Raw genomic sequence first — 26,156 nt, 5'->3', positions numbered from 1 at the left:
AAAAAGGGTTGCAAATATAAGGTATTTCGGCTTAAATCAATCATTTCAAAATTACCAACTTCTCAAACTTCTCTGCTCTGTCGCCGGAAGGTGTTCGTACCTTTACTTTATAGACGTACACACCACGGGCGAGTTGGTCGCCATAGTCATCCAAACCATTCCACGCAATGGGCTCTACCCGAAAGCCATTTGTGTTGGAAACTGTATTGATGGTCTTTACGAGCTTGCCGGAAACAGTGAACACCTGAATCTGTACGTTTAAAAATGTACAAACCTGGTTGTGTTCAAAGAAAAACTCGGTATATGTGGTAAAGGGGTTGGGGTAATTCAGTACGTGTGAGAGCGCGAACTCATCGCTTTCGGCAACCACAAATTCGGTGAATGCCTCGCCCGAGTTGTTGTGCACATCCCAGGCCTTGAGGTTGAGGGTGTAGCGCCCCTCTTCCAGGTCGTTCAGTTGGTAGCGCACCGTGCCGCTCTGATAGGTATCCAAATCCGATTCGTAAAAATCGTTGAGGATAATGGGGTTGGACGAATCATTGTTCTTAATTGCCGTAATGTCATGGCCAATTCCGGTTCCTACCATATTAATACCGCTGTCGTCAAAAAGTTTGGCAAAAATAACAGGGTTCTCATCGGTCATCCCGCCAAACACAAAATTCTCGTCGTTCATAAACAGCTTTATCTCTGGGCCTTCTTCGTCGATGGCTGCATTTTCATCAATACTACCTACCGTAACATTGGCCGCGTGGCCGTGTGCATCGTACTCTTCGCCCACAGCATAATAACTGAAACGCCCTGTTGAATCCACTGCGAGGTTAATATCCCTGGGCACAATAAACGAAAAGCTGAACTGCCCGTTACTCACACTCGCCTTGCCACGGTATATTACATTTTGATGGGTAGAGAATTCAAATGGCGGCCCTGCCTGGGCTAGGGTTGTTACATTCGATGCTTTGTCGAAAATGGTGGCCGTCAGCACGCCGTTGAAATCCGATAGCACGGATCCATTCAAATCGCCAACATAGCCGGTTACTTTTACGTTCCCCAGTGCTTTGAGCGTATCCAGCGGATTCCCCAGGGTATCGGTAATGGAGGTGGTGTAAATTTTCTGCTGGGGATATACCAGTTTTACGGCAGGGTCGCCCACCAGTGAAAAACTGCGCGTATTGGCTCCCGGAGGACCATTTACTTTGGTCAATCGCGCAATATCCCCCAGTCGGAGGTCTTCAAAAACATTGTTGTTGAGCGCAACGCCGTAAAACGCCTGATTAAGGAAGAAATTGGCACTCGCAAACACAAGCCGGGTGGTTGAAAGAAGTGCAATTCCAGCTCCATCGGGGTTTAACAGCACGTACTCACCGGCTGAGGTCCGGCCGGGGTCATCAAAGCGCGTAAATTCGCAGGTGGCTGTCACGAAAAGCGGAAGAGCGTTAAAGTTCGTCCAGTTTCGAATGGTTGAAACATCCAGAATCCGCTCGTGCGCCCAGCCCACTTCTCCCCCGTGTCCGGAATAGTTTACGAGCAACATCCCGCGATCTACTCCTTCGCGTATGATGCGATTAACCTCAGGAATACGATCTCCGCCGGGGGTTGTGATACGCGGATAGGCATCGAGCAACACCAGGCTTATATTGTAGTCTGGATGATTCTCCTCAACAATCGCGGCCAGATCCCGTGCGTGGCTCATGTGCAGATTATTATCACCGTTATCACCGATAAACATCACGCGATTTCTCCACTCCCCAAAAACATTGGAGCCCACTCCTGAGCAATGAGCAACCTCGCTGCCGAAATCACTGGTGGTATAGTTCTTTATTTTGCGAACCACAGCCTGCGCCTCCTGACGCGTTTTCACGGTAAGACGACCAATTCCGATATCAACCAGATCGTTGTTGCCTTCTCCTTCATTAAAATCAAGCAAACCAAAATAATCGTCGGATACAAAAGAGCCAATCGGATCTGTAGAGTTCTCGGTTTGATAAGTCAATACAAAATTGGTATTGCTCTCTGCGCGACTCCGGTTGTCGAATGAGCCATCACCAAACAACAGCAAATACTTCGGCATCAGGTCCTCGTTGCCGTTGGCGTGGTCGTAAAACATGCGCATCAAATCTTTGATGGCCGTTATATCAGGTGTTCCCGACGAAAACTCATTGTAGACCTGTTGGTTGGTAACCACTTCTGTGTAAACAGGGTCTACAGGGTGATGGGTATGATATGCTGCAAGTTCCATTGCCTCGGCATAAAACCGCGGGTGGGTTACAATAATCATATCAATGGTTTGACCTGACACCAAGGCGTGCAAGTTCTGATTGGGCACCTTTCCGAAAAAGGTCGGTGTCGGGTAGTTGAAATTGGTAATGGCCACATATTCTCTGCGCTGTGATGCCGAGCGAGTAAATGAAATACCGGGGCCATCCGGACCGTAATCAATAGCAACCGCTGTAGTGGGGTCGGTAACATCCCAAATGCGCCTTACCGAGCTGGCAGAACTCAGGTTGAACTGTGCAATATTACCTGCTCCTACCGATTGCTGGTCGCGAAACAGCATTTGGTTTCCTGACATTGCCAGATTGCGGCGAACATTCACCGAGATAAAATCGAGCCACGCCCTGCTATTTGAGGATGGCGGCTGATAGGACACTTCAATATTGAACTCCGGGTTCGAAGGATTGAAATCAAGCCGGGTACTGCCCAGCCTTGCAAAGCTTTGAGCGTAGTTGCCCGATACGCCTGAAACCGCAAACGACCCGCTGGTCTGACCGGCTACATTCACAAACACCGTACTGGAGCCTCCTACCTGAATATGCCGAACAGCAGCCTGCACCCTAACCTTGGCCGTTTGATCAGTGCGGATATTGGGAAAGGTAAAGCGATCGCCCGAAAAGCTGTAAGAGGTTTGGATATCGAACAGCTCACCGAAAAAATTCCTCCCCGACTTAATAAGATTCACCTGATCGAGCTCGTGAAAGGAATAATCATCAAAAACGCTCACCTGATGCGTGGGTGGTTGTGGAAGCGAAGGCTCCGTAGCGATGCGCTTGGGCGGCCCGGCGTCGATACCAATAAAATAATAGGACGTATCCGAGTACAGGTGTTTTACATGTCGGAATTCATCGTTTTGAGAATCGTAGCGCCATCGGTGAGGCCCTTTGGCAAAAAACAGGATATGATCACCGGGGTCAAAAGAGCCATCACCTCCGTCGACGACCTGAATCGCGTTGGGCTGAAGGTCGTCGTGCCGAAAAACGCTGTTCTGAAAGGGTAGCAAACCGCTTCCGTTGCCGTAGATGTTGATTTGATCGGGTGTGATGGCTTCCACGTTTACGCCAATATCCTTCAGGTATTGATAGGTAATACGGTACATCCCGTCGCGTGGCACGCCAACCCGGTACCACTCTCCGGACGACAACACCGACGAACCTGTTCTCGCTGCTCTGGGCGGCGCAGGCACCGTGCCGCTCACATAGTGGGTGTAGTCATATGAAACCAGTTTTTCATATCCGCCACTGCGCTGATTTCTGCGGATGGGAACAAATTCGGCCTTCGCGATAAACTTGCCGCGCTGAATACCAATGTGCGTCTGAACTGTAATATCGTCCGCAATGGAATCGGCATCAAGCGCTGCCACCTCTGCTGAGGAGAGCGGTTCAAAAACCATATCGGTGAGCGTAACATTTAATCTTTCAGGACGACCATTCACGGGCACCTCCACAATTACAATGGGATTTTTGTGGTGTTCGAGCCGGTACTGGGCCCCGTGCAGCATCAACAGCTTAATGTAGGCCGTTTCAGAAAGCTTCTCTTCTTTGACACCTTCCCATTGAAGCAGGTAAGCACTTTTTTCTCCCCGCGTTTCCGTTCGCGCAGGAGTTTCTGCACGTGAGCGTTGAGCCAAAACAAACTCCGGCAATATCAACAGGAGCACCACACAAAAGGAAAGGTAAAAAAGCCTATTTCTCATTGTACCTCTAAAATGGTTATCTTGCCGCGTTAGTTGGACTTAGTTTTCAGAGTAAACATTGCCTAAACGCACAGTCAAAAATAATATTGCTGCAATTTTAACGAATGATGGCATTTCAAAATAATTCGTATTATTGGAGCTTCAAAAAATTGCACATTTGAGCGATATGTTGAGAAGATATTTGCCGGTAGCACTTGTGACAGTGGTACTTACAGTATTCTGGCAAGAGGAAGGAAAGGCCCAGGACCCGCAATTTTCCCAGTTCTACGCGAATCCTCTGTACCTGAACCCCGCTTTTGCCGGTAGTGCCCGTTGCCCGCGGCTTGTGATGAATTATCGCAACCAGTGGCCGGCAATTTCCGGAAACTTTGTGACCTACAGTGCGTCGTACGACCAGCACGTAGATCCGCTTTCAGGAGGTTTAGGGCTGTTGGTAACAAACGACGTGGCCGGAACGGGTACATTAACCAATACCCGGATCAGCGGTATTTATTCGTACCAACGTCCTATCTCTAAAACATGGTCTATTAAGGCCGGTTTTGAAGTGACCTATTTTAATAAGTCTCTTGACTGGAATAAACTCAAGTTCGGCGACCAGATTGACACGCGTCAAGGGTTTATTTACGCCACACAGGATATTCCTCGTGGTGGTACCGTGAGTAACATCGACTTCTCGAGTGGTCTTTTGCTCTTTAATGAGACTTACTTCTTTGGATTTGCCACACACCACCTCACTCAACCCAACGAATCGCTGATTGTAGGTACAAGCCGTCTTCCCCGACGCTGGACTGCTCACGCAGGAGCTACCTACCCCGTTGGAGGTCGCGACAGCGACGTAACACTCTCTCCCAACATCCTTTACATGGTTCAGGGAGATTTTCAGCAACTTAATTTGGGAATGTACGTAAACAAGTATCCCTTTGTACTGGGTGCCTGGTACCGATGGGAAGATGCTTTAATTATTATGTTGGGGGTACAAACCAATTCCATTCGCTTCGGTTACAGCTACGACCTCACGCTGAACCGCTTGGGCATCGGAACCGGTGGCTCACACGAAATTTCTGCGGCCTATCAGTTTAACTGCAAGCCAGCCAAAAGAAAGTTCCGGGTAATAAATTGCCCATCTTTTTAGTTAGTTAAGACAAATCTGCAAAACCATAGCCATGAAACAATCCGTGAAAAGCTTCCTTTTTGGAGTTATGCTGACCGGCGGTATCGCTGTGCTGGTGAGTTCGTGTAAATACGATCAATCTGGTGCAACAGGCTGGAATTACAACGACGAAAGAAACGGTGGTTTCGAGAAAGCTCCCTTCCTGGAGCAAGAAACCGGGCCGGGGCTTGTACTCATTGAGGGGGGGACATTCTCCATGGGGCGCGCCGAACAAGACGTTATGTACGAATGGCACCACATGCCGCGACGTGTTACTGTGTCGTCATTCTATATGGACGAAACCGAAGTAACCAACTTCTACTGGCTGGAGTACCTCTACTGGCTGCGTCGGGTGTACGGCATGGACTACCCCGAAATCTACAAAAAAGCCCTCCCCGATACCCTTGTTTGGAGGAGCAAGCTCGCCTACAACGAGCCTTACGTCGAGTACTACCTCCGTCACCCGGCTTATCGCGACTACCCTGTGGTAGGTGTAAATTGGCTTCAGGCAAACGATTTTTGCGCCTGGCGAACCGACCGCGTAAATGAGGCCATCCTTATCCGCGAAGGTCTGTTTGAACACTTCCCGCAACAAACCAATGAAGAAAACTTTTCGACGGATGCATATCTAGCCGGCCAATATGAAGCCGGAAAGCGTGTGGATGGTGTGATTGACTTCAACCCCAACCGCGAAACCCGCAATGTGCGCATGGAAGACGGTATTCTTCTACCCCGTTACCGCCTGCCCACCGAAGCCGAATGGGAGTTTGCTGCTTTCGGACTTGTTGGAAACTCCTACCAGGAATTAATCAACGAACGAAGAATTTACCCCTGGAACGGACACTTTGTGCGTAACGGAGATAACAACAGCCGCTACTACGGCGATATGATGGCCAACTTTGTTCGCGGACGAGGCGACTACATGGGAGTAGCCGGAAGCCTGAATGACAACGCCGATATTACTGCACCTGTGTTCAGCTATGCACCCAACGATTACGGCCTTTACAACATGGCCGGAAATGTAAGTGAATGGGTAATGGATGTTTATCGTCCACTCTCACCCGAAGACAAAGATGACTTGAATCCCTACCGCGGAAACGTTTTCCAAACCAAAGTGCTGAACAGCGATGGTGCCATCGAAGACAAATTCGACGTAGTGGTGTACGATGTGCAAGGTATCCAGGAATACCTCGACAAATTTGGTGAGTCAACCAAAAACCGCCTGGTTCCCGAAGAAGATCAACTCCTTGAAACTCTCGTAAACTACGCCGAGGAAGCAAACGAACTGCTGGAAGCCCGCAAAGACGATGCTGCCTACATGCGCATTCAGGACGGAGTGGACCTGATCAAATCTACTGACCTGAGGATTGCCCCCAAATTGCTGAAAGGAATCTCTGATTTTGTAGTGCAAACCCCCGGTCAGCTCCGTATGCGAAACGTAACCCAGGAAGAAAACATTGACCGCCGCAACTACCAAATTGCCGACAATATCGACTTCCTTGACGGCGACCACCGCTCAAGCATCTATTTTGCGCAGGAAGCACCCGAGGGCAACATGATGTACGACTGGCAAACAGCTACCTTGGTTAGCAACCGCGCCCGTGTTTACAAAGGCGGCTCATGGAGAGACCGTGCATACTACCTCCACCCCGGAACACGTCGTTTTCTGGATGAGCGCCAGTCAACGGCCACCATTGGTTTCCGATGTGCAATGGCTCGTGTGGGTAGCCCCCGCGGACTCGGCGCCAATTAACCGAAACCCGTCAATAAAATTCTTTAACAACCCCGACCACTGAGGTCGGGGTTGTTTATTTTTAGCCCATGTCAATCGAAGAGCTATACACGCGTTTTAAGGCGGGCAACGGTGTGTGCACCGATACTCGCAACATCGTTAAGGGAAGTATTTTTTTCGCCCTGAGGGGAGCGCGATTCAACGGAAATACCTTTGCTGCACAGGCCCTGAGCGAAGGAAGTAACTACGCCGTGATTGATGAGGATCCTGAGCAGTGGGACGATCGCTTTATCCGCGTGGATTCGGCGCTGGAAACGCTCCAAAAACTAGCTACACACCACCGTCGGCAATTCAGCATTCCTGTTATCGCCCTCACCGGAAGCAATGGCAAAACCACCAGCAAAGAGCTGATGGCTGCAGCGCTGGCACCGGTTTTTCGCGTTCACGCCACCAGGGGCAACCTCAACAACCACATTGGTGTGCCGCTTACCCTGCTGGCTATGGGCCACGATGCAGAAATCGCCATCATTGAAATGGGTGCCAACCAACCCAATGATATCGGTGAGCTCTGTGCAATCGCCGAACCAGATTTTGGCATTATAACCAACATAGGTTCTGCGCACCTCGAAGGCTTTGGCGGAAAAGAAGGGGTGCGAAAAGCCAAAGGTCAGATGTACGACTATCATCGCACCCACAAGGGCAAGCTCTTTGTTCATTGCAACGACGCCACGCTGATGCAAATGTCTGAAGGTATGGAGCGCATTACTTACGCAACACGAATGCACGACGAAGCTTCCGTTTGTGGCCAAAGCGAAGGCAGTGGGCTCTGCATGGCTTTTCGCTGGTCGTCGAATGATTTCAGCTCTGACATAATCCAAACACAGTTGAGCGGGGCTTACAACGTTCCCAATTTTATGCTCGCCGTTTGCGTAGCCCATTACTTTGATGTACCCGGCAAGACTATTTGCGATGCACTGGCGAACTATACGCCCGACAACAATCGCTCTCAGGTAGTTCGGGCAGGTTCAAACACGCTCATCATGGATGCCTACAACGCCAACCCTACCAGCACCGAGGCGGCCCTCCAGGAATTGGCACGCACATCAACCCCTCTCTCCAAAATGTGTATTCTGGGTGATATGCTGGAGCTTGGCGACGACGAGGAAACAGAGCACATCCGCATTGCGCAACTCGTGCGTACCCTGGGCCTCGAAGGGGTTTTTGTTGGATCGGCTTTTTGTCACGCAATTGAAAAAGCTGCACTTCCCTTCCCTGCCTTTGAAGACAACAAAAAGGCCGGTTCGTATCTCGATACAAACCGACCTGTGGGTAAGCTTATTCTTGTGAAAGGCTCCAGAGGCATTCAACTGGAGGGACTTGTACCGTTACTGGGTGCTTAATCCTTCAAAATTGCCCGCGAAATCACAATCCTCTGAATCTCTGAAGTACCCTCGTAAATCTGGGTAATCTTGGCGTCGCGCATCAATCGCTCTACGTGGTATTCTTTCACGTACCCGTAGCCACCGTGCACCTGAACAGCTTCAGTGGTAACGCGCATCGCCACTTCCGAGGAGTACACTTTAGCCATAGAGCCCGCCAACTCATAATCCATTCCACTGTCTTTTAACCAGGCGGCTTTCAGGCACAGATTGCGTGCGTTTTCAATTTCAAGGGCCATGTCGGCAAGCTTAAAGGCAATGGCCTGGTGCTGCGAAATGGGCTTGCCAAAGGTAGTGCGCTCTTTAGAGTATGCAAGCGCGAGTTCGTATGCTCCTGATGCAATTCCCAAAGCCTGTGACGCGATACCGATACGGCCGCCGCTCAGTGTCTTCATGGCGAATTTAAATCCAAACCCATCTTCACCGATGCGGTTTTCTTTGGGAACCTTCACATCCTGAAACATCAGCGTGTGCGTATCCGAGCCGCGAATGCCGAGTTTGTCTTCTTTTGCGCCAACTGTAAATCCTTCCATGCCTTTCTCTACGATGAGGCAATTGATTCCACGGTGACCTTTTTCCACATCGGTTTGTGCCATCACAAGATATACCGAAGCAGTTCCTCCGTTTGTAATCCAGTTTTTGGTTCCGTTCAGCAGGTAGTGGTCGCCTTTGTCAATAGCCGTGGTGCGCTGCGAGGTAGCGTCCGAACCGGCTTCAGGCTCCGACAGGCAAAATGCACCGATGATTTCGCCTTTGGCCAGCGGAACCAGGAATTTTTGTTTTTGTTCTTCCGAACCGAATTGTTCAAGACCCCAGCACACAAGCGAGTTGTTTACTGACATCACCACCGATGCCGAGGCGTCAATCTTGGAGATTTCCTCCATGGCCAGCACATAGCTGATAGTGTCCATTCCGCCGCCACCGTACTTGGGGTCCACCATCATTCCGAGAAAACCCAGCTCACCAAGCTGTTTGATTTCTGCTTCGGGAAAACGCTGGTGGGTATCGCGTTCAATGACACCCGGCTTGAGAATATTTTGGGCAAAATCACGGGCCGCATCACGCACGGCCATCTGCTCTTCGGTCAATAAAAAGTCCATTTGTAGCTTTGTTATTCAGGTTAAAAACTGTGTTGCGAGGCGGCTGCAAATGTAGCCTTAAAAATTCTATTTTGCCGCACCAACAAACACTCCATGGCAGAGACAGTAAGACGCGTCACAGGTATTATGTCGGGCACATCGCTCGACGGACTGGATTTGGCATACTGTGCCTTTCCTGCTAAAAACCTTTCCGACTTCAGGATTGTTCACGCAAAAACCATCTCCTACCCGGCTAAATGGCAACAGAGCCTTCGCGAAGCCGAACTCGCAACCGGCACCACATTGGCCAAGATGCATTTTGACTATGCTAAATACGTGGCGCAATGCATCAAAGACTTTCACCGTGAGGCTGAACTTGAAGCACCCGAACTCTTGGCATTTCATGGGCATACACTATTTCATAGGCCCGATTTGGGTTTCACTTTTCAGCTTGGGTCGGGAGCAGCGCTGGCTGCGGCTACGGGAATTGCGGTAGCGAATGATTTCCGCTCGGCAAATGTGGCCATTGGCGGTCAAGGTGCTCCGCTGGTACCCATTGGCGACAGGGATTTGTTTCCCCATTACGGCGCTTGTCTGAACCTCGGTGGATTTGCGAACATCAGCTACACCGCCGAAAAGCAACTGGTTGCCTATGACATTTGTCCGGCTAACATGGCCCTGAACGACTGGGTGTCGCGCATACAAAAGACTTTTGATAAAAATGGGCACATTGCGGCATCGGGCACCGTGAGAAGGGGTTTGTTAAATGTGCTGAATTCGCTTCAGTTTTACCGCGAGCCTTTTCCGCGCTCATTGGGAAGAGAATGGTACCTTGAGTGTTTCAGGCCCGTAGCTGAACAAGCTGCTCTGGATGTTCGAGATACCCTCGCCACACTTTGCGAGCACATTGCCATGCAGATAGGAACGGCTATTGGAACTTCCGGCCAGGCAGATGTCCTTGTCACGGGTGGGGGCGCCCACAACAGCTTCCTCATGAAGCGCATCCGTTTTCACAGCGAGGCCAGTATTGAGGTGCCGGAGCGCACCATTGTTGATTTCAAAGAAGCGTTGGTTTTTGCCTATTTAGGACTTCTCAGGTTGAATGGAGTATCCAACTGCCTGCAATCGTACACCGGAGCATCACGCGAGCTCATTTCAGGACAAATTCACCTTGGCTAACAGAGAACCACCTATGGTTGAAAACTACGTGGGTATTATTTTAACCGTGGCTGAGCGCAGAGTTTATCCTTACTATATTTGCCACAAATTCCAGACCGCATGAAGGACCTGCTGAAGCGTTTTGAAGAGTCACAACCCGAGATTGTGTTTGAGTGGAAAGACGCTGAAACTGAAGCTGAAGGATGGGTGGTTATCAACTCACTGAGAGGGGGTGCAGCCGGTGGCGGAACGCGCATGCGGCAAGGACTGGACAAGCGGGAAGTGGAGTCGCTGGCCAAAACCATGGAGGTTAAGTTCACAGTTTCGGGTCCACCCATCGGAGGGGCCAAATCGGGTATTAACTTTGACCCCCGAGACCCTAGAAAACGCGGTGTACTGGAGCGGTGGTACAAAGCCGTTATCCCCCTGTTAAAGAGCTACTACGGAACCGGAGGCGATCTCAATGTGGACGAAGTTCACGACGTTATTCCCATCACTGAGAGCTACGGATTGTGGCACCCGCAGGAAGGGGTTGTGAACGGACACTTCAACCCGCGTGAAAGTGAAAAAATCAAAAAAATTGGCCAGTTGCGCTTTGGCGTTTCCAAGGTGGTTGAAGATGTAACCTACACACCCGACGCGAGCAAAAAGTACGTTGTTGCCGACCTCATCACCGGTTTTGGTGTGGCCGAATCGGTTATTCATTTTTACAACCTTTACCACGGCGGACTTCAGGGGAAGCGCGTTGTGGTTCAGGGATGGGGAAATGTAGGCTCTGCTGCTGCCTATTACCTTGCACAATGCGGATGCAAAATCGTTGGAATTATTGACCGCGTGGGAGGAATCATTGAGCCTGAAGGCCTCAGTAAAGAGACTGTAAAAAACCTGTACCTCAACAAAAAAGGCAACGAATTGGTGGCTGTCAACATGTTGACATTTGAGGAAGTAAATGAGCGCATCTGGGATGTTCAGGCCGAAGTTTTTCTTCCGTGCGCAGCCTCGCGGTTGGTTACCAAAGACCAGTGCGACCGCATGATTCGCTCGGGTGTTGAGGTGATTTCGTGCGGAGCTAATGTGCCATTTGCCGACCCTGAAATTTTCTATGGTCCTATTGCCGAGTATGTAGATCAACACGTGAGCCTCATCCCCGACTTTATTGCCAATTGCGGCATGGCACGTGTGTTTGCTTACTGCATGAAAAACAACATTGAACTCACAGACGCAGCCGTCTTTGAAGATACCTCTGAAACCATCTATCAGGCGCTTGAAAAAGTAAAAGCCCGCAACCCACAAACAACCGGCATTGCGAGTACCGCTTTCGAAATAGCGCTTGAGCAACTTATATAAACCTGGAATGGAAATAGCAATGATTGTGGTGTTTGTGTTGGGCTACATAGCCATAGCACTTGAACACCCTTTAAAAATTGACAAAGCCGCAACTTCGCTCATCACCGGTATGGTTTGTTGGGCGCTTTTTGTTTTTACCCATGTTGAGCCGTTGGAAGTTGAGCAAGGTTTGATGCACCACCTCTACGACATTGCCAACATTCTTTTCTTCCTGATGGGGGCGATGACCATTGTGGAGCTGGTGGATGCCCACGAAGGATTTGCCGTCATAACCAACCGCATCAAAACAACCAATAAGGTGAAGTTGATGTGGATTTTATGTACCCTCACTTTCTTTTTCTCGGCCGCGCTCGACAACCTGACTACCTCTATCGTGATGGTTTCGCTGCTCAGGAAACTGATCGCCAACAAACAATCAAGGTGGGTATTTGCCGGAATCATCATTATATCAGCCAACGCAGGTGGAGCATGGTCGCCGATTGGTGATGTAACCACTACCATGCTGTGGATTAAAGGTCAGTTACCCGATGTGGGAATCATTGTTTCGCACCTCATCATCCCCAGTCTTGTAGCCATGATTGTGCCCCTAACCATCATGTCGTTTATGCTGCGTGGAAACGTAGCCAGACCTCGAAAAGCGGAAGGTATTGATCATTACACCAACCCCACCACCAATTTTGAGCGCAGCTTTATTTTCGGGTTGGGATTGGCAGGTTTGCTGTTTGTACCATTCTTCAAGACCATTACCCATCTTCCTCCTTTCATGGGAATGATGCTGAGTTTGGGGGTTCTTTGGGCTACCACTGAAATCATTCACCGCAACAAAAACCGCGAGCAAAAATCGAAACTCTCAGTGCTGCATGTTCTTCAAAAAATTGACACTGCATCTGTGCTCTTCTTTCTGGGAATTCTTTTGGCCGTTTCTGCCTTACAAGAAGTTGGACACCTTGGAGCAGCCGCCAAGTTTCTCGACGAGAAAATAGGCAACCTATACGCCATCAACATGACCATCGGACTGCTTTCGGCCATTGTAGATAACGTACCGCTCGTGGCTGCTGCCCAAGGTATGTACCCAATGATTCCCGATACTGATTTTGAAGCGAGCGGAAGATTCTGGCAGTTCCTGGCATACTGCGCAGGTACAGGAGGTAGTGCTTTGATTATCGGATCGGCCGCCGGAGTGGCGGTGATGGGCCTTGAGAAGATTGACTTTGTGTGGTACATGAAAAAATTCTCATTATTGGCCATTAGTGGTTACCTGGCCGGAGCAGGAACCTATTACCTGATGTTTTCCTGAAACATGTAATTTCAACCCATAAAAACGCGTTACACAAACCTGAAACCCAACTCGTATGTCGCTCTTACTTTTTTACCAACTAACTGAAACAGGTAGCGCAGTGGCAGATGATGCAGCTGCAATGGATGAGGTTACTCCAACCATTGAAACGCTTTCCATCTGGCAAATGATTTTAGATGGCGGATGGTACATTATGATACCTCTTGCTGTGCTATCAGTCATTGCGGTGTACATCTTCATCGAGAGGCTACTCGCCATCAACAGGGCCTCTAGAGTGGATAAGGACTTTATGAACAAAATCAAAGACTTTATCCACGACGGCAAAATTGAATCGGCCCAAACCCTGTGCGCCTCCAACGACACCCCTGTTGCGCGAATGCTGGAGAAAGGTGTGATGCGCATCGGTAAGCCTCTGAACGACATTGCAGGCTCCATTGAAAACGTAGGAAAGCTGGAAGTGTACAAGCTTGAAAAAGGTCTTTCAACACTCGCTACTGTAGCCGGAGCTGCGCCGATGATTGGATTCCTCGGAACGGTAATTGGAATGATTGTAACCTTCCACGCGATGAAAATCAGTGATACCGGGGTTGAAATCAGTGAGCTGTCCGGAGGTATCATGCAGGCCATGGTCACAACTGTTGCCGGACTCGTAATCGGTATCCTCGCATACATCGCCTACAACACACTTGTTAGCCGTGTAGATAAGGTGGTTCACAACATGGAAGCCAAGACGATTGAGTTCCTCGATCTGCTTGACGAACCCGGAAAATAAGCAGTTATGAATCTGCGATCCAGAAATAAAGTGAATGCAGCCTTCAGCATGTCGTCTATGACAGACCTTGTGTTTCTGCTGCTTATCTTTTTCATCATCGTGTCAACCCTGGTGAGCCCCTACGCCCTACCTGTAGATTTGCCCGAAAGCAGCAACCGCACCAAGGATAAGCAAACCACATCGCTTCGCATTGGAGCCGATTTGGTTCATTCTATTGACAACCGCGTGGTGAGCCCCGACAACCTCGAAGCAGAACTGGCACAGGTTTTGGCAACAAAATCAGACGAAAGTATTCTTCTGAGCGTTGATCAATCAGTACCCACCGGAACCATGGTCAGGGTGCTTGACATCGCCAAGCGAAACAAATGGAAGATTGTGTTGAAAACACGACCCGCCGAAAGATAAACTTGCACCAAGTGGAACTGATTCAGGACAGAGACAAACGCACCGGGGTAATAGGAACCATCCTGTTCCACATCCTCGTGTTGCTGTTGTTTTTGTTTTTTGGACTCGAAACCCCGGTACCGATCCCTGAAGACCGCGGTACCACCATTGAATTCGGATGGACTGATACGGGAAGCGGTGACTCCGAAACCAAGGTTCAAGCTCCGGTGCAGGCTCCTACGCCACAACCCACCACCACCCCTGCACCTACTCCTGTTACCGAAACAGTAGAAGAAACCGTCACCCAGGAGGAAAGCCCCGTCAGCGCACCCACCGAAACACAACCCGCACCACAGCCCGTACCCGACCCTGAGCCCACCATCAGCGAAGACCTGAGCCAAGCCCTTGAAAACATCTGGAATACTCCGGCCGGAGGTGGTAGTTCGGGCAGTACAGAAGGCCCCGGAAACCAAGGCAGCCCCGATGGCGGCCCCGGTAAAGGTGTTCTAGGCGGTGGACAGGGCGACTGGGAGCTGGCCGGGCGAGGGCTGGTAAGCGGATTTGCCATCAAAGACACGAAGGAAGATGGAACCATTGTGCTGGATATTACTGTTGACAGGCAAGGAAATGTCCTAACTGCGCGATGGAACTCCGAAAGCACCACTACGAGCAATTACCTCACGAACAAGGCTGTAAATGCAGCACTCAAATACAAATTCAGCCCCAACAGCCAGGCAGCGGTAGAGCAACGAGGTAAGATTCGCTTTATTTTCGAACTGAAGTAGATGACCTACGCTGAAACCCTGAACTACCTGTTCAGCCAGTTGCCTATGTACCAGCGAATAGGGGCAGCAGCATATAAGGCCGACCTCAGTACCACCATACATCTGCTACATGCCCTCGGCAATCCTGAAAAATCATCGGTTCGCTACATCCATATAGCCGGAACCAATGGAAAAGGCTCCGTAAGTCACATGATTGCATCAGTACTGCAGGAAGCTGGGTACAAAACAGGCCTCTTTACCTCACCCCACCTGCGTGATTTCAGGGAGCGCATCCGAATCAACGGCGCACCTATCAGCGAGGAAACCGTGGTGAACTTTGTGACAGAAAACAGCGCACACTTTGAAGCCATCCAACCCTCCTTTTTTGAGATGACAGCTGCACTTGCTTTCCAGGTGTTTAAGGATGAAAGCGTTGATTTTGCTGTGCTCGAAACGGGAATGGGCGGCAGGCTGGATTCCACCAACGTCATTACGCCACTGGTTTCAGTCATTACCAATATTGGTATGGATCACAGTCAGTTTCTAGGAAACACTATCCAGAGCATTGCCGCTGAGAAAGCCGGAATTATCAAACCCGAAGTGCCCATTGTAGCCGGCAACATGCGTCCTGTAGCGCTCGAGGTCATTCGAAGCAAATCAAAGGAACAAAACAGCCCGCTGACCCTTGCTCCAATGTTTCTCCCTGAAAACATTCAAACCGATTTGAAAGGTGGCTGGCAACAAGAGAACCTGCGTACGGCATTCGCAGCACTCACTCTGCTTTCAGAAACATTTACAAACATTACGCAGGATGCCCTGATAAAAGGCTTGGGACATGTAGTAACCAACACCGGCATTCGCGGAAGATGGGAATGGCTGAGCCGAACACCACGCGTGGTTTGCGACGTTGCCCACAACGAAGACGGTCTAGGCCTCGTAACCGCAGAAATCAGCAAAGAAAAGTATCGCAAGCTTCTGATTGTGTTGGGCGTGGTAAACGACAAAGACCTTGCTAAATCGCTTCCCCTCTTCCCCAAGGAGGCCACGTACTTTTTCTGTGCAGCACAGATTCCACGGGCCAAAAAAGCCGAAGAACTGGCCTTGGAGGCGGCTGTCTTTGGGCTGCACGGTGAAGTTTATCCGTCTGTTCAGAGCGCATTGCAAGCAGCCAAAGCCCTCGCCCACCCCACTGAAGACCTCATTTTTGTAGGAGGAAGTTTCTTTACCGTAGCAGAAGTGATTCCGGCCAGCCAAAGCTGACAAGCATCATTTTTCAGAGTGCTCAATCGCTGTAGTTTTGTACACATCACCGCAAAACAGCGCTCTTGGATCTCTTTAGAAAATACAATGTAGCCGGCCCGCGCTACACCAGCTATCCACCCGTTCCGTTTTGGAGTAATCTTCCGGATCAGCACACCTGGATGCGTTGCGCAGCATTGGCTTTTGATGCCTCTAACAAAACCGAGGGTATCAGTCTGTACCTGCACCTTCCCTATTGCGAAAGCCTTTGCACATACTGCGGTTGCAATAAACGCATAACGCGCAACCACGCTGTAGAGCGGCCCTACATTGATGCCTTGCTGGCTGAGTGGCAGATCTATCTCGACCACTGGGGCGAAAAACCCCTTATCCGCGAGATTCATCTCGGGGGCGGCACTCCTACCTTCTTTTCGCCGGAAAACCTCGACTTTTTGATGAAAGCCTTGCTCAGGGAAGCATCTCTGCACCCGCAATACGCTATGAGCTTTGAGGCCCATCCCAACAATACTACACGCGCACATCTCGAAGTACTTTACAAACACGGATTCCGTCGCTTGAGTCTGGGCATTCAGGATTTTGACCCGAATGTGCAACAGATAGTGAACCGCATACAACCCTTTGAGCAAGTGCAAAAAGCGGTGGAAGAAGCGAGGGATTGCGGCTATGAGTCTATCAATTTCGATCTGATTTACGGGCTTCCGCTTCAAAAGCTGAGCAGTGTTGAGAACACTGTTCAGCTGGTTAACAAGCTCCGGCCTGAACGCATTGCCTTTTACAGTTATGCGCATGTGCCGTGGAAATCAAAAGTGCAGCGAATGTTTACCGAAGCAGACCTGCCCAATAACGAAGAGAAACGCGCCCTGTACGACCTCGGTAAAAAGATGTTTGAGGAAAACGGATACCGCGAAATTGGAATGGATCACTTTGCCTTACCCGACGATGAGCTTTGCATTGCATCGGATGAAGGCAGACTTCACCGGAACTTTATGGGTTATACCACTGGTCAAACCCAATTGCTCATCGGACTTGGAGCAAGCTCTATCAGCGATTCATGGGATGCCTTTGTGCAGAATGAAAAAACCATTGAGGTATATATGGAGGCAGCTTTTGCCGGCAAGATGTCCATCACTGCCGGGCACTTGTTGTCCGAAAGAGACATGATCATCCGCAAGCAAATCCTCAGCCTGATGACACGTTTCGAAACCACCTGGACGGAGAAGGAAGCCTCACTGGCCGGTTGGAACGATTTGGAACGGCGCCTGGATTCTCTGTTGAAGGATGAACTGGTTGTACTGACTCCTGACAAATTGTGGATAACTGAGGCCGGAAAGCCCTTTGTGCGCAATGTATGTATGGCCCTTGACCCCTTACTGGCTGAAAAACGGGCAGAAACCCCCATGTTTAGCCAAACAGTATAAGTGATGTGAATAAAAACCAATTGAATACCATAAATGTGGTAGTGGAAGTACGAAACGAATCAAAGAAATTTGAGCTATGAACGAACGAAAGAAAGCAAACCGAAAAACAGAGCCTGTTCAAGCCGCCAACGGTATGAGCACACGCAGAAAAGAAATTCTCAACATCCTCAACCAGCAGGAGAGCAACTGGAGCCAATGTGTAATGGACTATTGCGGAAATCACACACCCGACACAGAGCTACTTCACACCCTTGTAGAACTCGGAAACAACGATACAGGCCGTCCTGCCACCCGGGTGCTCACCAAACAAGCCGTAATTGCAGAGCTACAGCGCAACCACAATTACTACCTGAATCACGCTCTGCCGCAAATCAGTTTATCGTTCTCTCGAGTGCTTGCTGACCGTCCTGAGCATTTTTCACTGCATCTCTGCCACACTCTATACGAGGTATTTGAAAGAGCCCTTATTGAACATATTCGCGAAGAAGAACATGATTTTCAAGCCTTCAATAAGGGATTAAAAGCGGGTCAGGACTGCTTTCATGCGCACCACGATGAAACAGCTGCGCTCGATCAGATTATTGAAATGCTGAGCGAACAAACTACATCTAAGTCATTTGATCCGTGCCACATACTCGTTCTCCGCTTACAGAATCTCTCCAATGATTTGAAAATTCACACCTTTGTGGAAGAGAAACTACTGATGCCCATGCTCAAATAGCACGCATCATCCGAAAAAGCGAAAAATGAAGAAAACTTATGTAATAGGGGCTTTGGCTTCCCTGCTTTGGCTCCCCTTCGCATGCACCGAGCAACCCCAGTCGCCTCCGGGAGTGCAGCAAGTGAGCGCACCATCACCCGAAATAGAATTGGCCGTACTTATGGGTCGTATGCAGCTGTATATGAACAAGCTGTATTTTGCTGGCATACACAACAATGAACCCCTGCGCGACTTCTACATCCATGAAATGGAAGAAATCATGGAGGAGATACGCGATGGTGAGGTAACCCACGACGGCGTGGATATCAGCACCAATATCAAGCTCTTCGGACTCGATCAGCTTGAAGTGTTTGAAAAAGCCATTGAGAGCAACGAGGATTTCAAAACCTCTTACAACATCTTTGTTCAGGCCTGTAACAGCTGTCACCTGGCTTCGAAGTATCCGTTCATCATCATCAAAGAGCCAACCAACCCTGTTTTCGACAATCAGGTGTATGAAGTGCAGTAAGTGGCGGCGTGTTGTCGTAACTTTGAGGCAAAACCTTTTGGCTTGTCCTTTCTGCAACTACGGCATTATCTGAATCACCATATTACGGCGCGGTCCAAAGCGGGGCACGGCATTCACTCGCCTTTTGTGTACAAGCTTGCCACGCGTGTATTGCCCGATCAGCAAGCTGAAATTTTCAATACGGCTGAGGGGATTCGCGCCCATATGCTTTCGCGTTCAGAATCCATTCAAATCACTGATTTTGGTGCCGGAAGCAGAAAAACAAGCACCCCGGAAAGGCAGATTCGCGAGATTGCGAAAACCAGCCTTCAACCTGCGCAGCGATGCAGGCTGTTGTATCGGCTCGCCATGCACCAGGCTCCCGGGAGCATTTTGGAACTGGGAACCTCACTTGGAATTACCACGGCATACCTGGCAGCCACCCAAAGGCCTGTTTTCAGCATGGAGGGCTGCCCGAACATCCACAGCCTTGCATGTCAGAACCTCAAGGAAACGGAATCGCAAAACATCCACTTGCTCTGCGGACATTTTGACGAGCTGCTACCCGACTTTTTGCGCGAACATTCCGGGTGCAACTTCGCTTTTGTTGATGGGAATCACCGTTATGACGCCACCATTCGCTACTATGAACTCCTTAAAAGCCACATGCCCCCAAACGCTTTGATGGTTTTTGATGACATATACTGGTCTGAGGGAATGAAAAAAGCGTGGAAAGAAATCGTGTCGCGTCAAAATCAAATCACCATTGACCTGTTTTACTTTGGCCTGGTTTACCTTCGTCCCGATCAGGCTCCTGAACACTTCAAAATAAAGCTATGAGCAGCCCAATCATGCAGTTGCACGAGATTACCAAGTTCTACAAAGTAGGTAACCAGATTGTGCGTGCCCTTAACGGAGTAGACCTCAATGTGCACAAAAATGAATTTGTTGCCCTGATGGGGCCTTCAGGCTCGGGGAAATCAACCCTGATGAATATCATCGGATGCCTCGACTCGCCCACCGGCGGCAGCTACATTCTCAATCAGAAAGATGTAAGTAGAATGGAAGACGACGAACTGGCCGTGATCAGAAACAAGGAGATTGGTTTTGTTTTTCAAACTTTTAACCTACTACCGCGCTACAGCGCCCTGGAGAATGTGGCTTTACCCCTGGTTTACGCAGGGATGGGCAAAAAAGAGCGCACCTTGCGTGCTACAGAGGTGTTGGAGCAGGTTGGTCTTGGTGACCGAATGGATCATAAACCCAATGAACTCTCGGGCGGACAGCGGCAACGCGTGGCTGTGGCCCGTGCACTGGTGAATCGCCCCTCTATTATTCTGGCCGACGAGCCTACCGGAAACCTCGACACCAAAACATCTTACGAGATTATGGCGTTGATTGACGAAATTCACCAAAACGGAAATACCATTGTGCTCGTCACCCACGAAGAAGATATCGCGCAACACGCCAAACGAATTGTTCGTCTTCGCGATGGTGTGGTAGAATCGGACGAAATGGCTTCCGTTGAAACCCAAAAACCCGCAACTACATGAAGATTTACACGAAAACCGGTGATCAGGGAGAAACCGGTCTGTTTGGAGGCGCACGTCTCCACAAAGACGAGCTTCGCATTGAAGCATACGGAACAGTAGACGAGCTCAACTCCTACATAGGACTGGTGCGCGACAGCGGCATCGACGACCGCTCCATTCAAATGCTTATAACCATTCAGGACAGGCTGTTTACCATTGGTTCCCATCTGGCATCCGACCCATCGAAAACCAATCTGCAGGTGCCGGAGCTCTTCGACTCTGACATCACCTCACTTGAGCAGGAAATTGACCGCATGAACGAAGAACTTCCCGAAATGCGCAGCTTTGTTCTTCCGGGAGGCCACCCTTTAGTATCGCACTGCCATGTTGCGCGCTGCATTTGCAGGCGGGCAGAACGCAGAGTGGTGAGTCTGGCCAAAGCCGAAGCCATTCCCGCTTTGATTATACCCTATCTGAACCGATTGTCGGATTATTTGTTTGTGCTGTCAAGATGGGCAACCAAGTTGAAAAACGCGGCAGAAACGCCATGGGTTCCCAAAATGTAACGAGCAAAAATAACCACACAGAACACTGTATATGTGCGTTTTAATCCTTTTTTTCAGCAACCTTGCAATTGGTACTAAAAAATCTATTTTTGCGTTTTGTAAACCACACTAAAAACTGGCAATATGTACTGGACGTTAGAATTGGCCTCTTACCTTGAAGATGCTCCCTGGCCCGCCACCAAAGATGAGTTGATTGACTACGCTATGAGAACGGGTGCACCGCTGGAAGTGGTAGAGAACCTTCAAGCCATTGAAGAGGACGGAGAGATTTACGAGTCCATAGAGGATATTTGGCCCGACTACCCCACCAAAGAAGATTTCTTCTTTAACGAAGACGAATACTAACACATTCATTACGTGAATGAACAGGCCGGTTATGCCGGCCTTTTTCTTTGCCATAATGTCAGGCCAAAACCAATGGCACAGTTACTGCCCCCTGCCTTCAACCGAATGAAGTATTTGGGCTATTTTTGCACTCCCTTTCCGAACCCCCGGAAACCCAAAGTAACTCTACATGATTGACTCAATTACCAAGATAGTTAAGGCCGTTTTTGGCGACAAATCAACCCGCGATCTTAAAGAGATTTCCCCACTTGTTCACGCCACGCTGACTGAGTACGATAAGCTTCAGAGTCTGAGCAACGACGAATTGCGCGCGCGCTCGGCCGAAATGAAGAAGAAAATTGCGCATGAAATCTCCGACGAGGAAGCAGAAATAGCAGCGCTCAAAGATAAAATTGAGCAAAACCCATTAATGATTCCGCAAGAAAAGGAGGCTATTTACGATGAAATTGATCGCATTGAGAAAAAGATTGACGAAGAAATAGAGCGTGTACTTCTGGAAATTTTGCCAGAGGCCTTTGCGTTGGTTCGCGAAACCGCCCGACGTTTCAAAGAGAATGAAGCTTTGGAGGTGAGCGCCACTGAGTTTGACCGCAATCTTGCCGCCCACAAGGATCATATTCTGATTGAGGGAGAAAAAGCCACATGGAAATCTACCTGGATGGCAGCCGGATCACCCATCCGCTGGGATATGGTTCACTACGAAGTGCAGTTGATTGGTGGAGTGGCGCTTCACAAGGGTAAAATTGCGGAAATGCAAACCGGTGAAGGAAAAACCCTCGTGGCTACCCTCCCTGTGTTTCTGAACGCTTTGGCCGGGAAAGGCGTGCACCTGGTTACCGTAAACGATTACCTCGCTCGTCGTGACTCTGAATGGATGGGGCCCATCTATGAATTTCACGGATTGTCTGTAGATTGCATTGATAAGCATCAACCCAATTCTGATGATCGCCGGAATGCCTACCGCTGCGACATCGTGTTTGGAACCAACAACGAATTTGGTTTCGACTACCTCAGAGACAACATGTCATCTACAACCGAAGGACTTGTACAGCGCAAACACCACTACGCCATTGTGGATGAGGTGGATTCGGTATTGATTGACGATGCCCGTACGCCGCTTATTATTTCAGGCCCTACGCCGCGTGGTGATATTCACGAGTTTGACCAACTCAAACCCAAGGTTGAGAAACTGGTTCAGGAGCAACGAAAACTCATTACCCAACTCCTTACCGAAGCCAAAAAAACCCTCACCAACGAGAACGCCACCAAAGAGGAAAGAACCGCTGCCGATTTGGCGCTTTTCCGCAGTTATCGTGGTTTGCCCAAAAACAAGGCAATTATTAAATTTCTCAGTGAACCCGGTATCAAGCAGCGCATGCTTAAAACCGAAGCCTTCTACATGCAGGACCAAAGCAAGGAAATGCACAAGGCCGATGAGATTCTCTATTTCACCATCGACGAGAAAAACAACACCATTGATCTCACAGAAAAAGGGGTGGACCTTATCTCGACCAATATTGAAGACAGCGACTTCTTTTTAATGCCCGATATTGGTTCTGAAATTGCCCGCATCGAAAACGAAACCACCGATGCTGATGAGCGCATCAAGCTCAAAGACAAGCTACTGCAGGATTTCTCGGTAAAATCAGAGCGCATTCACACCATCAACCAGCTTCTCAAGGCCTATACCCTCTTTGAGAAGGACGTGGAATACGTAGTGATGAACAACAAGGTGATGATTGTGGACGAGCAAACCGGTCGTATCATGGAAGGCCGCCGCTACTCCGACGGCCTGCACCAGGCCATTGAATCAAAGGAAAATGTGAAGGTTGAGGCCGCCACACAAACCTACGCCACCATTACCCTGCAGAACTACTTCAGGATGTACCACAAGCTGGCCGGTATGACCGGTACAGCCGAAACGGAAGCAGGTGAATTCTGGGACATCTACAAACTGGATGTGGTGATTATCCCTACCAACCGACCCGTGCAGCGCGCGGATATGGAAGATAAGGTATATAAAACCGCACGAGAAAAATACAATGCTGCTATTGAGGAGATTGTTGCTCTGAGCAAAGCCGGAAGACCGGTTCTGGTGGGTACCACCTCGGTTGATGTATCGGAGTTGCTGAGCCGCATGTTGAAACTCCGCGGCATTGAACATTCGGTGCTGAATGCTAAGAAACACCAACAAGAGGCCGATATCGTGGCCCGTGCAGGTCAGGCAGGTGTGGTTACCATCGCCACCAACATGGCGGGTCGTGGTACGGATATCAAGCTTGGGCAAGGTGTGAAGGAAGCCGGCGGGCTTGCCATTGTGGGTACCGAAAAGCACGAATCACGTCGGGTTGACCGACAGTTGCGCGGACGTTCAGGTCGCCAGGGAGACCCCGGTTCATCGCAGTTTTACCTTTCGCTGGAAGATAACCTGATGCGTCTTTTCGGTTCCGACCGCATTGCCAAAATGATGGACCGCCTCGGCCTCAAAGAGGGCGAAGTGATTCAGCACCGCATGATTACCCGCTCTATTGAGCGCGCCCAGCGCAAGGTGGAAGAAAACAACTTTGGTATTCGTAAGCGACTGCTCGAATACGATGATGTGATGAATGCCCAGCGTACGGTGATTTACAAACGTCGCCGACACGCATTGCACGGAGACCGATTGAGCTACGATATTGAAAATATGTTCTTTGAAGTAGTGGATGAAGTAGTTAACTTCCATCAAAGCGCGAAAGATTTCGAAGGCTTTAAGCTTGAAATGCTGCGCCAGTTCGGAATGGAGTCGCCATTCGACGAAGAAACATTGCTTTCAGGTCAACCTGCGGAACTCACCATGGAGCTTTTCAAGAAAGTACGGGAGCATTACATTGAAAAATCGAAGTGGCTCGGGCAAAAGGCTATGCCGATTATCCGAAATGTACATGAAACACAAACGCAATACAGTAACATCATGGTGCCTTTTACCGATGGTGTGAAGGCTTTGCAGGTGATCAGCAATATTGAGAAAACCATTCAAACCGAGGGCGAAGAGCTTATCCGGGCAGTAGAGCGAAATGTAACCCTCGGCATCATTGACGAGGAGTGGAAAAACCACCTTCGCGCGATGGACGAACTGCGCACTTCGGTACAAAACGCCGTGTACGAGCAAAAAGACCCCTTGCTTATCTACAAATTTGAGTCTTTTGAGCTATTCAAAACCATGGTTCAGCGGCTGAATCGCGAGGTGGTTGCGTTCTTGTCGAAATGTACATTGGCCACTGGTCAGCCCGACCAGGCTGTTCAAACCACGCAAGCCCCCAAGCGCGATGATATGAGCGGATTGCAAACCAGTAGGCCCGGTGGAGCTTCATCTGCAACAGGCAATCAACAGCAAACTCCAGGCATGCCACAAGAGCGCCCCAAACCTCAGCCCGTTCGCACCGAGCAGAAAATTGGGCGGAATGACCCATGTCCTTGTGGAAGTGGAAAGAAGTACAAGCAGTGCCACGGCAAAACACAGAATGTTTCGGCGTAGGAAGATTGGAAGTCTGTCGAGTCTGATTTTGAGCACACTCGGCACGAACCCCGTCAATTTCGCCAAATAGTCGTTCTACCATAGTGGAACTCGGAATCAATTATGTTGCACAACGAAAACACGTCCAACACTACAATATAGCGCATTACTGGCTCTACATTATTTCTTTCACCTCCCACTGATATGCGGTCAAAATGTAGTCAACGGAAACTTTGACATAAGTGAAATGGTTGGCGAAATTCTTCATCCTGTGGGATGGACTTCAAGCAATTCGGCTGAGAATCCTGTTGTTCCACTAAGCGCTCATCAAATCTCAGATGCCTGTATATGAACGTTATCAAACGGAGGCATTTTTATCTCGCCATCCTATGAGTTACGAATGACTTTAGCTTAATATTCATCTGTTTATGCTTTCTGCACGCCTGTTAACTTGCTGCCTTTCGCATTTCCGTTTGGGAAGAATCAACCAATTTTGCATCTCTTTTTCGAGGTTCCTGTTGAATAACCTTTTGATCGACACGGCCAGAAAACCCTCCATGCTTGCTTCCACAAATACTGCTGTGATTGAATCCTTTTCATCAAGCATCCAATTATGCATTGCGAACAATCCCCACGCTTTACCAGTCCAATCGTCTGAGTGCGAGAATTGACAAGACCGAAGGTCGCTGGCGATTCACTTGCACGAAGAGATGCCGCAGCATTGCGGGGTCTTCTGAGCTAGTGCATAGACAAGACGCAGTCGAAGTCTATCCACTGAGGCGGAGGGATCCCGCAGCATTGCGGGACTATCCAAATTCATTCAATAAAAAAACCCAGCCGGATAAACCGATCATCTGAGTGCGCGAATTGACAAGACCGCAGGTCGCTGACAATCGGCTACACGAAGAGATCCCGCCGCATGGCGGGGCCTCAACCAGCTCAAATAAAAAAACCCCAGCCGAAAATTCGACTGGGGTTTTTTAAAAGAGGCGACGACATACTCTCCCGGATGTAACTCCAGTACCATCTGCGCTGGTGGGCTTAACTACTCTGTTCGGAATGGGAAGAGGTGTACCCCACCGCAATAGTCACCAAAAATCGTGACCCTAAAATGCGGGTGCCAATAAGATTGACAAATTGTTTAAGCTAAACCTCGATAAATTGAAATTCCAACGTTTCTCAAAGCCTACGGGTAATTAGTATTGCTCGGCTTTGACATTACTGCCTTTACACCTGCAACCTATC

At 49.4% G+C, this 26,156-nt stretch carries 20 protein-coding genes, 2 rRNA genes and 1 pseudogene; 18 read left to right on the top strand and 5 right to left on the bottom strand.

The features are described from left to right. Positions 1-40: 40 nt before the first annotated feature. Positions 41-3,967, bottom strand: coding sequence for a T9SS C-terminal target domain-containing protein (locus tag EA392_06095; GenBank protein TVR39580.1), 3,927 nt, complete (start codon positions 3,965-3,967; stop codon positions 41-43). 133 nt (positions 3,968-4,100) lie between these two features. Here EA392_06095 and EA392_06090 point away from each other — a divergent pair, with 133 nt between their 5' ends. The 3 genes and pseudogenes from EA392_06090 to murF all read left to right on the top strand — a co-directional run bounded on the left by EA392_06090 (position 4,101) and on the right by murF (position 8,249). After that, positions 4,101-5,099, top strand: a complete 999-nt coding sequence (locus EA392_06090) for a type IX secretion system membrane protein PorP/SprF (protein ID TVR39579.1) — start codon at positions 4,101-4,103, stop codon at positions 5,097-5,099. Positions 5,100-5,130: 31 nt separating this feature from the next. Then, positions 5,131-6,249, top strand: a pseudogene (locus EA392_06085) (gliding motility lipoprotein GldJ). Positions 6,250-6,938: 689 nt separating this feature from the next. Beyond that, positions 6,939-8,249: a UDP-N-acetylmuramoyl-tripeptide--D-alanyl-D-alanine ligase gene (gene murF, locus EA392_06080; GenBank protein ID TVR39578.1), complete on the top strand. Its 1,311-nt coding sequence runs from the start codon at positions 6,939-6,941 to the stop codon at positions 8,247-8,249. Here murF and EA392_06075 read toward each other — a convergent pair. Next, entirely contained in the window at positions 8,246-9,388 is a 1,143-nt protein-coding gene (locus tag EA392_06075) for an acyl-CoA dehydrogenase (GenBank protein TVR39577.1), read from the bottom strand. The two genes, murF and EA392_06075, sit on opposite strands and share 4 nt — an antisense overlap. A 93-nt stretch (positions 9,389-9,481) precedes the next feature. Here EA392_06075 and EA392_06070 point away from each other — a divergent pair, with 93 nt between their 5' ends. The 15 genes from EA392_06070 (at position 9,482) to secA (ending at position 24,932) form a co-directional block, all read left to right on the top strand. Further along, a complete protein-coding gene (locus EA392_06070) occupies positions 9,482-10,546 on the top strand; it encodes an anhydro-N-acetylmuramic acid kinase (protein TVR39576.1) in 1,065 nt (354 codons plus the stop codon). A gap of 99 nt (positions 10,547-10,645) precedes the next feature. Continuing rightward, entirely contained in the window at positions 10,646-11,872 is a 1,227-nt protein-coding gene (locus EA392_06065; protein ID TVR39575.1) for an amino acid dehydrogenase, read from the top strand. Positions 11,873-11,879: 7 nt separating this feature from the next. Further along, the gene (locus EA392_06060) at positions 11,880-13,169 is read left to right on the top strand and encodes a sodium:proton antiporter (protein TVR39588.1); all 1,290 of its coding nucleotides are present in this window, start codon (positions 11,880-11,882) and stop codon (positions 13,167-13,169) included. A gap of 121 nt (positions 13,170-13,290) precedes the next feature. Then, the gene (locus EA392_06055; GenBank protein ID TVR39587.1) at positions 13,291-13,941 is read left to right on the top strand and encodes a MotA/TolQ/ExbB proton channel family protein; all 651 of its coding nucleotides are present in this window, start codon (positions 13,291-13,293) and stop codon (positions 13,939-13,941) included. 6 nt (positions 13,942-13,947) lie between these two features. Next, positions 13,948-14,346: a biopolymer transporter ExbD gene (locus EA392_06050; GenBank protein ID TVR39574.1), complete on the top strand. Its 399-nt coding sequence runs from the start codon at positions 13,948-13,950 to the stop codon at positions 14,344-14,346. After that, positions 14,307-15,110 (top strand): energy transducer TonB, encoded by an 804-nt coding sequence (locus EA392_06045; protein TVR39573.1) that lies wholly within the window; start codon positions 14,307-14,309, stop codon positions 15,108-15,110. Before EA392_06050 ends, EA392_06045 begins: the two co-directional genes overlap by 40 nt. After that, on the top strand, positions 15,111-16,349 hold the full coding sequence (locus EA392_06040; protein TVR39572.1) for a bifunctional folylpolyglutamate synthase/dihydrofolate synthase: 1,239 nt from the start codon (positions 15,111-15,113) through the stop codon (positions 16,347-16,349). It begins immediately after the preceding gene. Between the two features lie 65 nt (positions 16,350-16,414). Beyond that, positions 16,415-17,767, top strand: a complete 1,353-nt coding sequence (gene hemN / locus EA392_06035) for an oxygen-independent coproporphyrinogen III oxidase (protein TVR39571.1) — start codon at positions 16,415-16,417, stop codon at positions 17,765-17,767. A 76-nt stretch (positions 17,768-17,843) separates the two neighbouring features. Continuing rightward, entirely contained in the window at positions 17,844-18,488 is a 645-nt protein-coding gene (locus EA392_06030) for a hypothetical protein (protein TVR39570.1), read from the top strand. A gap of 112 nt (positions 18,489-18,600) precedes the next feature. Next, positions 18,601-18,996: a hypothetical protein gene (locus EA392_06025; protein ID TVR39569.1), complete on the top strand. Its 396-nt coding sequence runs from the start codon at positions 18,601-18,603 to the stop codon at positions 18,994-18,996. Between the two features lie 42 nt (positions 18,997-19,038). Next, positions 19,039-19,815 carry a class I SAM-dependent methyltransferase gene (locus EA392_06020; GenBank protein TVR39568.1) on the top strand — a complete coding sequence of 259 codons (777 nt, stop codon included), beginning with the start codon at positions 19,039-19,041 and terminating at the stop codon, positions 19,813-19,815. Beyond that, positions 19,812-20,528: an ABC transporter ATP-binding protein gene (locus EA392_06015; protein ID TVR39567.1), complete on the top strand. Its 717-nt coding sequence runs from the start codon at positions 19,812-19,814 to the stop codon at positions 20,526-20,528. The genes EA392_06020 and EA392_06015 overlap by 4 nt, the downstream gene beginning before the upstream one ends. Further along, a complete protein-coding gene (locus EA392_06010; protein TVR39566.1) occupies positions 20,525-21,073 on the top strand; it encodes a cob(I)yrinic acid a,c-diamide adenosyltransferase in 549 nt (182 codons plus the stop codon). The genes EA392_06015 and EA392_06010 overlap by 4 nt, the downstream gene beginning before the upstream one ends. 123 nt (positions 21,074-21,196) lie before the next feature. After that, positions 21,197-21,418 (top strand): DUF2795 domain-containing protein, encoded by a 222-nt coding sequence (locus EA392_06005; protein ID TVR39565.1) that lies wholly within the window; start codon positions 21,197-21,199, stop codon positions 21,416-21,418. A gap of 169 nt (positions 21,419-21,587) precedes the next feature. Further along, positions 21,588-24,932: a preprotein translocase subunit SecA gene (gene secA, locus EA392_06000; GenBank protein TVR39564.1), complete on the top strand. Its 3,345-nt coding sequence runs from the start codon at positions 21,588-21,590 to the stop codon at positions 24,930-24,932. A gap of 397 nt (positions 24,933-25,329) precedes the next feature. On the opposite strand, the gene EA392_05995 is transcribed toward secA, so the two are convergent. The 3 genes from EA392_05995 to EA392_05985 all read right to left on the bottom strand — a co-directional run. Then, positions 25,330-25,518: a hypothetical protein gene (locus EA392_05995; GenBank protein ID TVR39563.1), complete on the bottom strand. Its 189-nt coding sequence runs from the start codon at positions 25,516-25,518 to the stop codon at positions 25,330-25,332. Positions 25,519-25,895: 377 nt separating this feature from the next. Continuing rightward, positions 25,896-26,007, bottom strand: a 5S ribosomal RNA gene (gene rrf, locus EA392_05990). Between the two features lie 76 nt (positions 26,008-26,083). Further along, positions 26,084-26,156 (bottom strand): 23S ribosomal RNA (locus EA392_05985); the annotation flags it as partial.

This window comes from Cryomorphaceae bacterium (genome assembly GCA_007695365.1).
In the GTDB taxonomy this organism is placed as follows: Bacteria; Bacteroidota; Bacteroidia; order Flavobacteriales_D; family SKUL01; genus SKUL01.
The sequence above is the reverse complement of the archived record's forward strand: the minus strand, read 5'-3'. Positions and strand labels throughout refer to the sequence as shown.

Excerpts from the sequence above, each read along its gene's own strand:
- EA392_05995 (TVR39563.1), bottom strand. The coding sequence starts at position 25,518 with ATGCTTGATGAAAAGGATTCAATCACAGCAGTATTTGTGGAAGCAAGC.
- EA392_06045 (TVR39573.1), top strand. The coding sequence starts at position 14,307 with ATGGAAGATTGTGTTGAAAACACGACCCGCCGAAAGATAAACTTGCAC.
- EA392_06095 (TVR39580.1), bottom strand. The coding sequence starts at position 3,967 with ATGAGAAATAGGCTTTTTTACCTTTCCTTTTGTGTGGTGCTCCTGTTG.
- secA (TVR39564.1), top strand. The coding sequence starts at position 21,588 with ATGATTGACTCAATTACCAAGATAGTTAAGGCCGTTTTTGGCGACAAA.
- EA392_06040 (TVR39572.1), top strand. The coding sequence starts at position 15,111 with ATGACCTACGCTGAAACCCTGAACTACCTGTTCAGCCAGTTGCCTATG.
- EA392_06050 (TVR39574.1), top strand. The coding sequence starts at position 13,948 with ATGAATCTGCGATCCAGAAATAAAGTGAATGCAGCCTTCAGCATGTCG.
- EA392_06075 (TVR39577.1), bottom strand. The coding sequence starts at position 9,388 with ATGGACTTTTTATTGACCGAAGAGCAGATGGCCGTGCGTGATGCGGCC.
- murF (TVR39578.1), top strand. The coding sequence starts at position 6,939 with ATGTCAATCGAAGAGCTATACACGCGTTTTAAGGCGGGCAACGGTGTG.
- EA392_06065 (TVR39575.1), top strand. The coding sequence starts at position 10,646 with ATGAAGGACCTGCTGAAGCGTTTTGAAGAGTCACAACCCGAGATTGTG.
- EA392_06010 (TVR39566.1), top strand. The coding sequence starts at position 20,525 with ATGAAGATTTACACGAAAACCGGTGATCAGGGAGAAACCGGTCTGTTT.
- EA392_06005 (TVR39565.1), top strand. The coding sequence starts at position 21,197 with ATGTACTGGACGTTAGAATTGGCCTCTTACCTTGAAGATGCTCCCTGG.
- EA392_06015 (TVR39567.1), top strand. The coding sequence starts at position 19,812 with ATGAGCAGCCCAATCATGCAGTTGCACGAGATTACCAAGTTCTACAAA.
- EA392_06055 (TVR39587.1), top strand. The coding sequence starts at position 13,291 with ATGGATGAGGTTACTCCAACCATTGAAACGCTTTCCATCTGGCAAATG.
- EA392_06060 (TVR39588.1), top strand. The coding sequence starts at position 11,880 with ATGGAAATAGCAATGATTGTGGTGTTTGTGTTGGGCTACATAGCCATA.
- EA392_06030 (TVR39570.1), top strand. The coding sequence starts at position 17,844 with ATGAACGAACGAAAGAAAGCAAACCGAAAAACAGAGCCTGTTCAAGCC.
- EA392_06070 (TVR39576.1), top strand. The coding sequence starts at position 9,482 with ATGGCAGAGACAGTAAGACGCGTCACAGGTATTATGTCGGGCACATCG.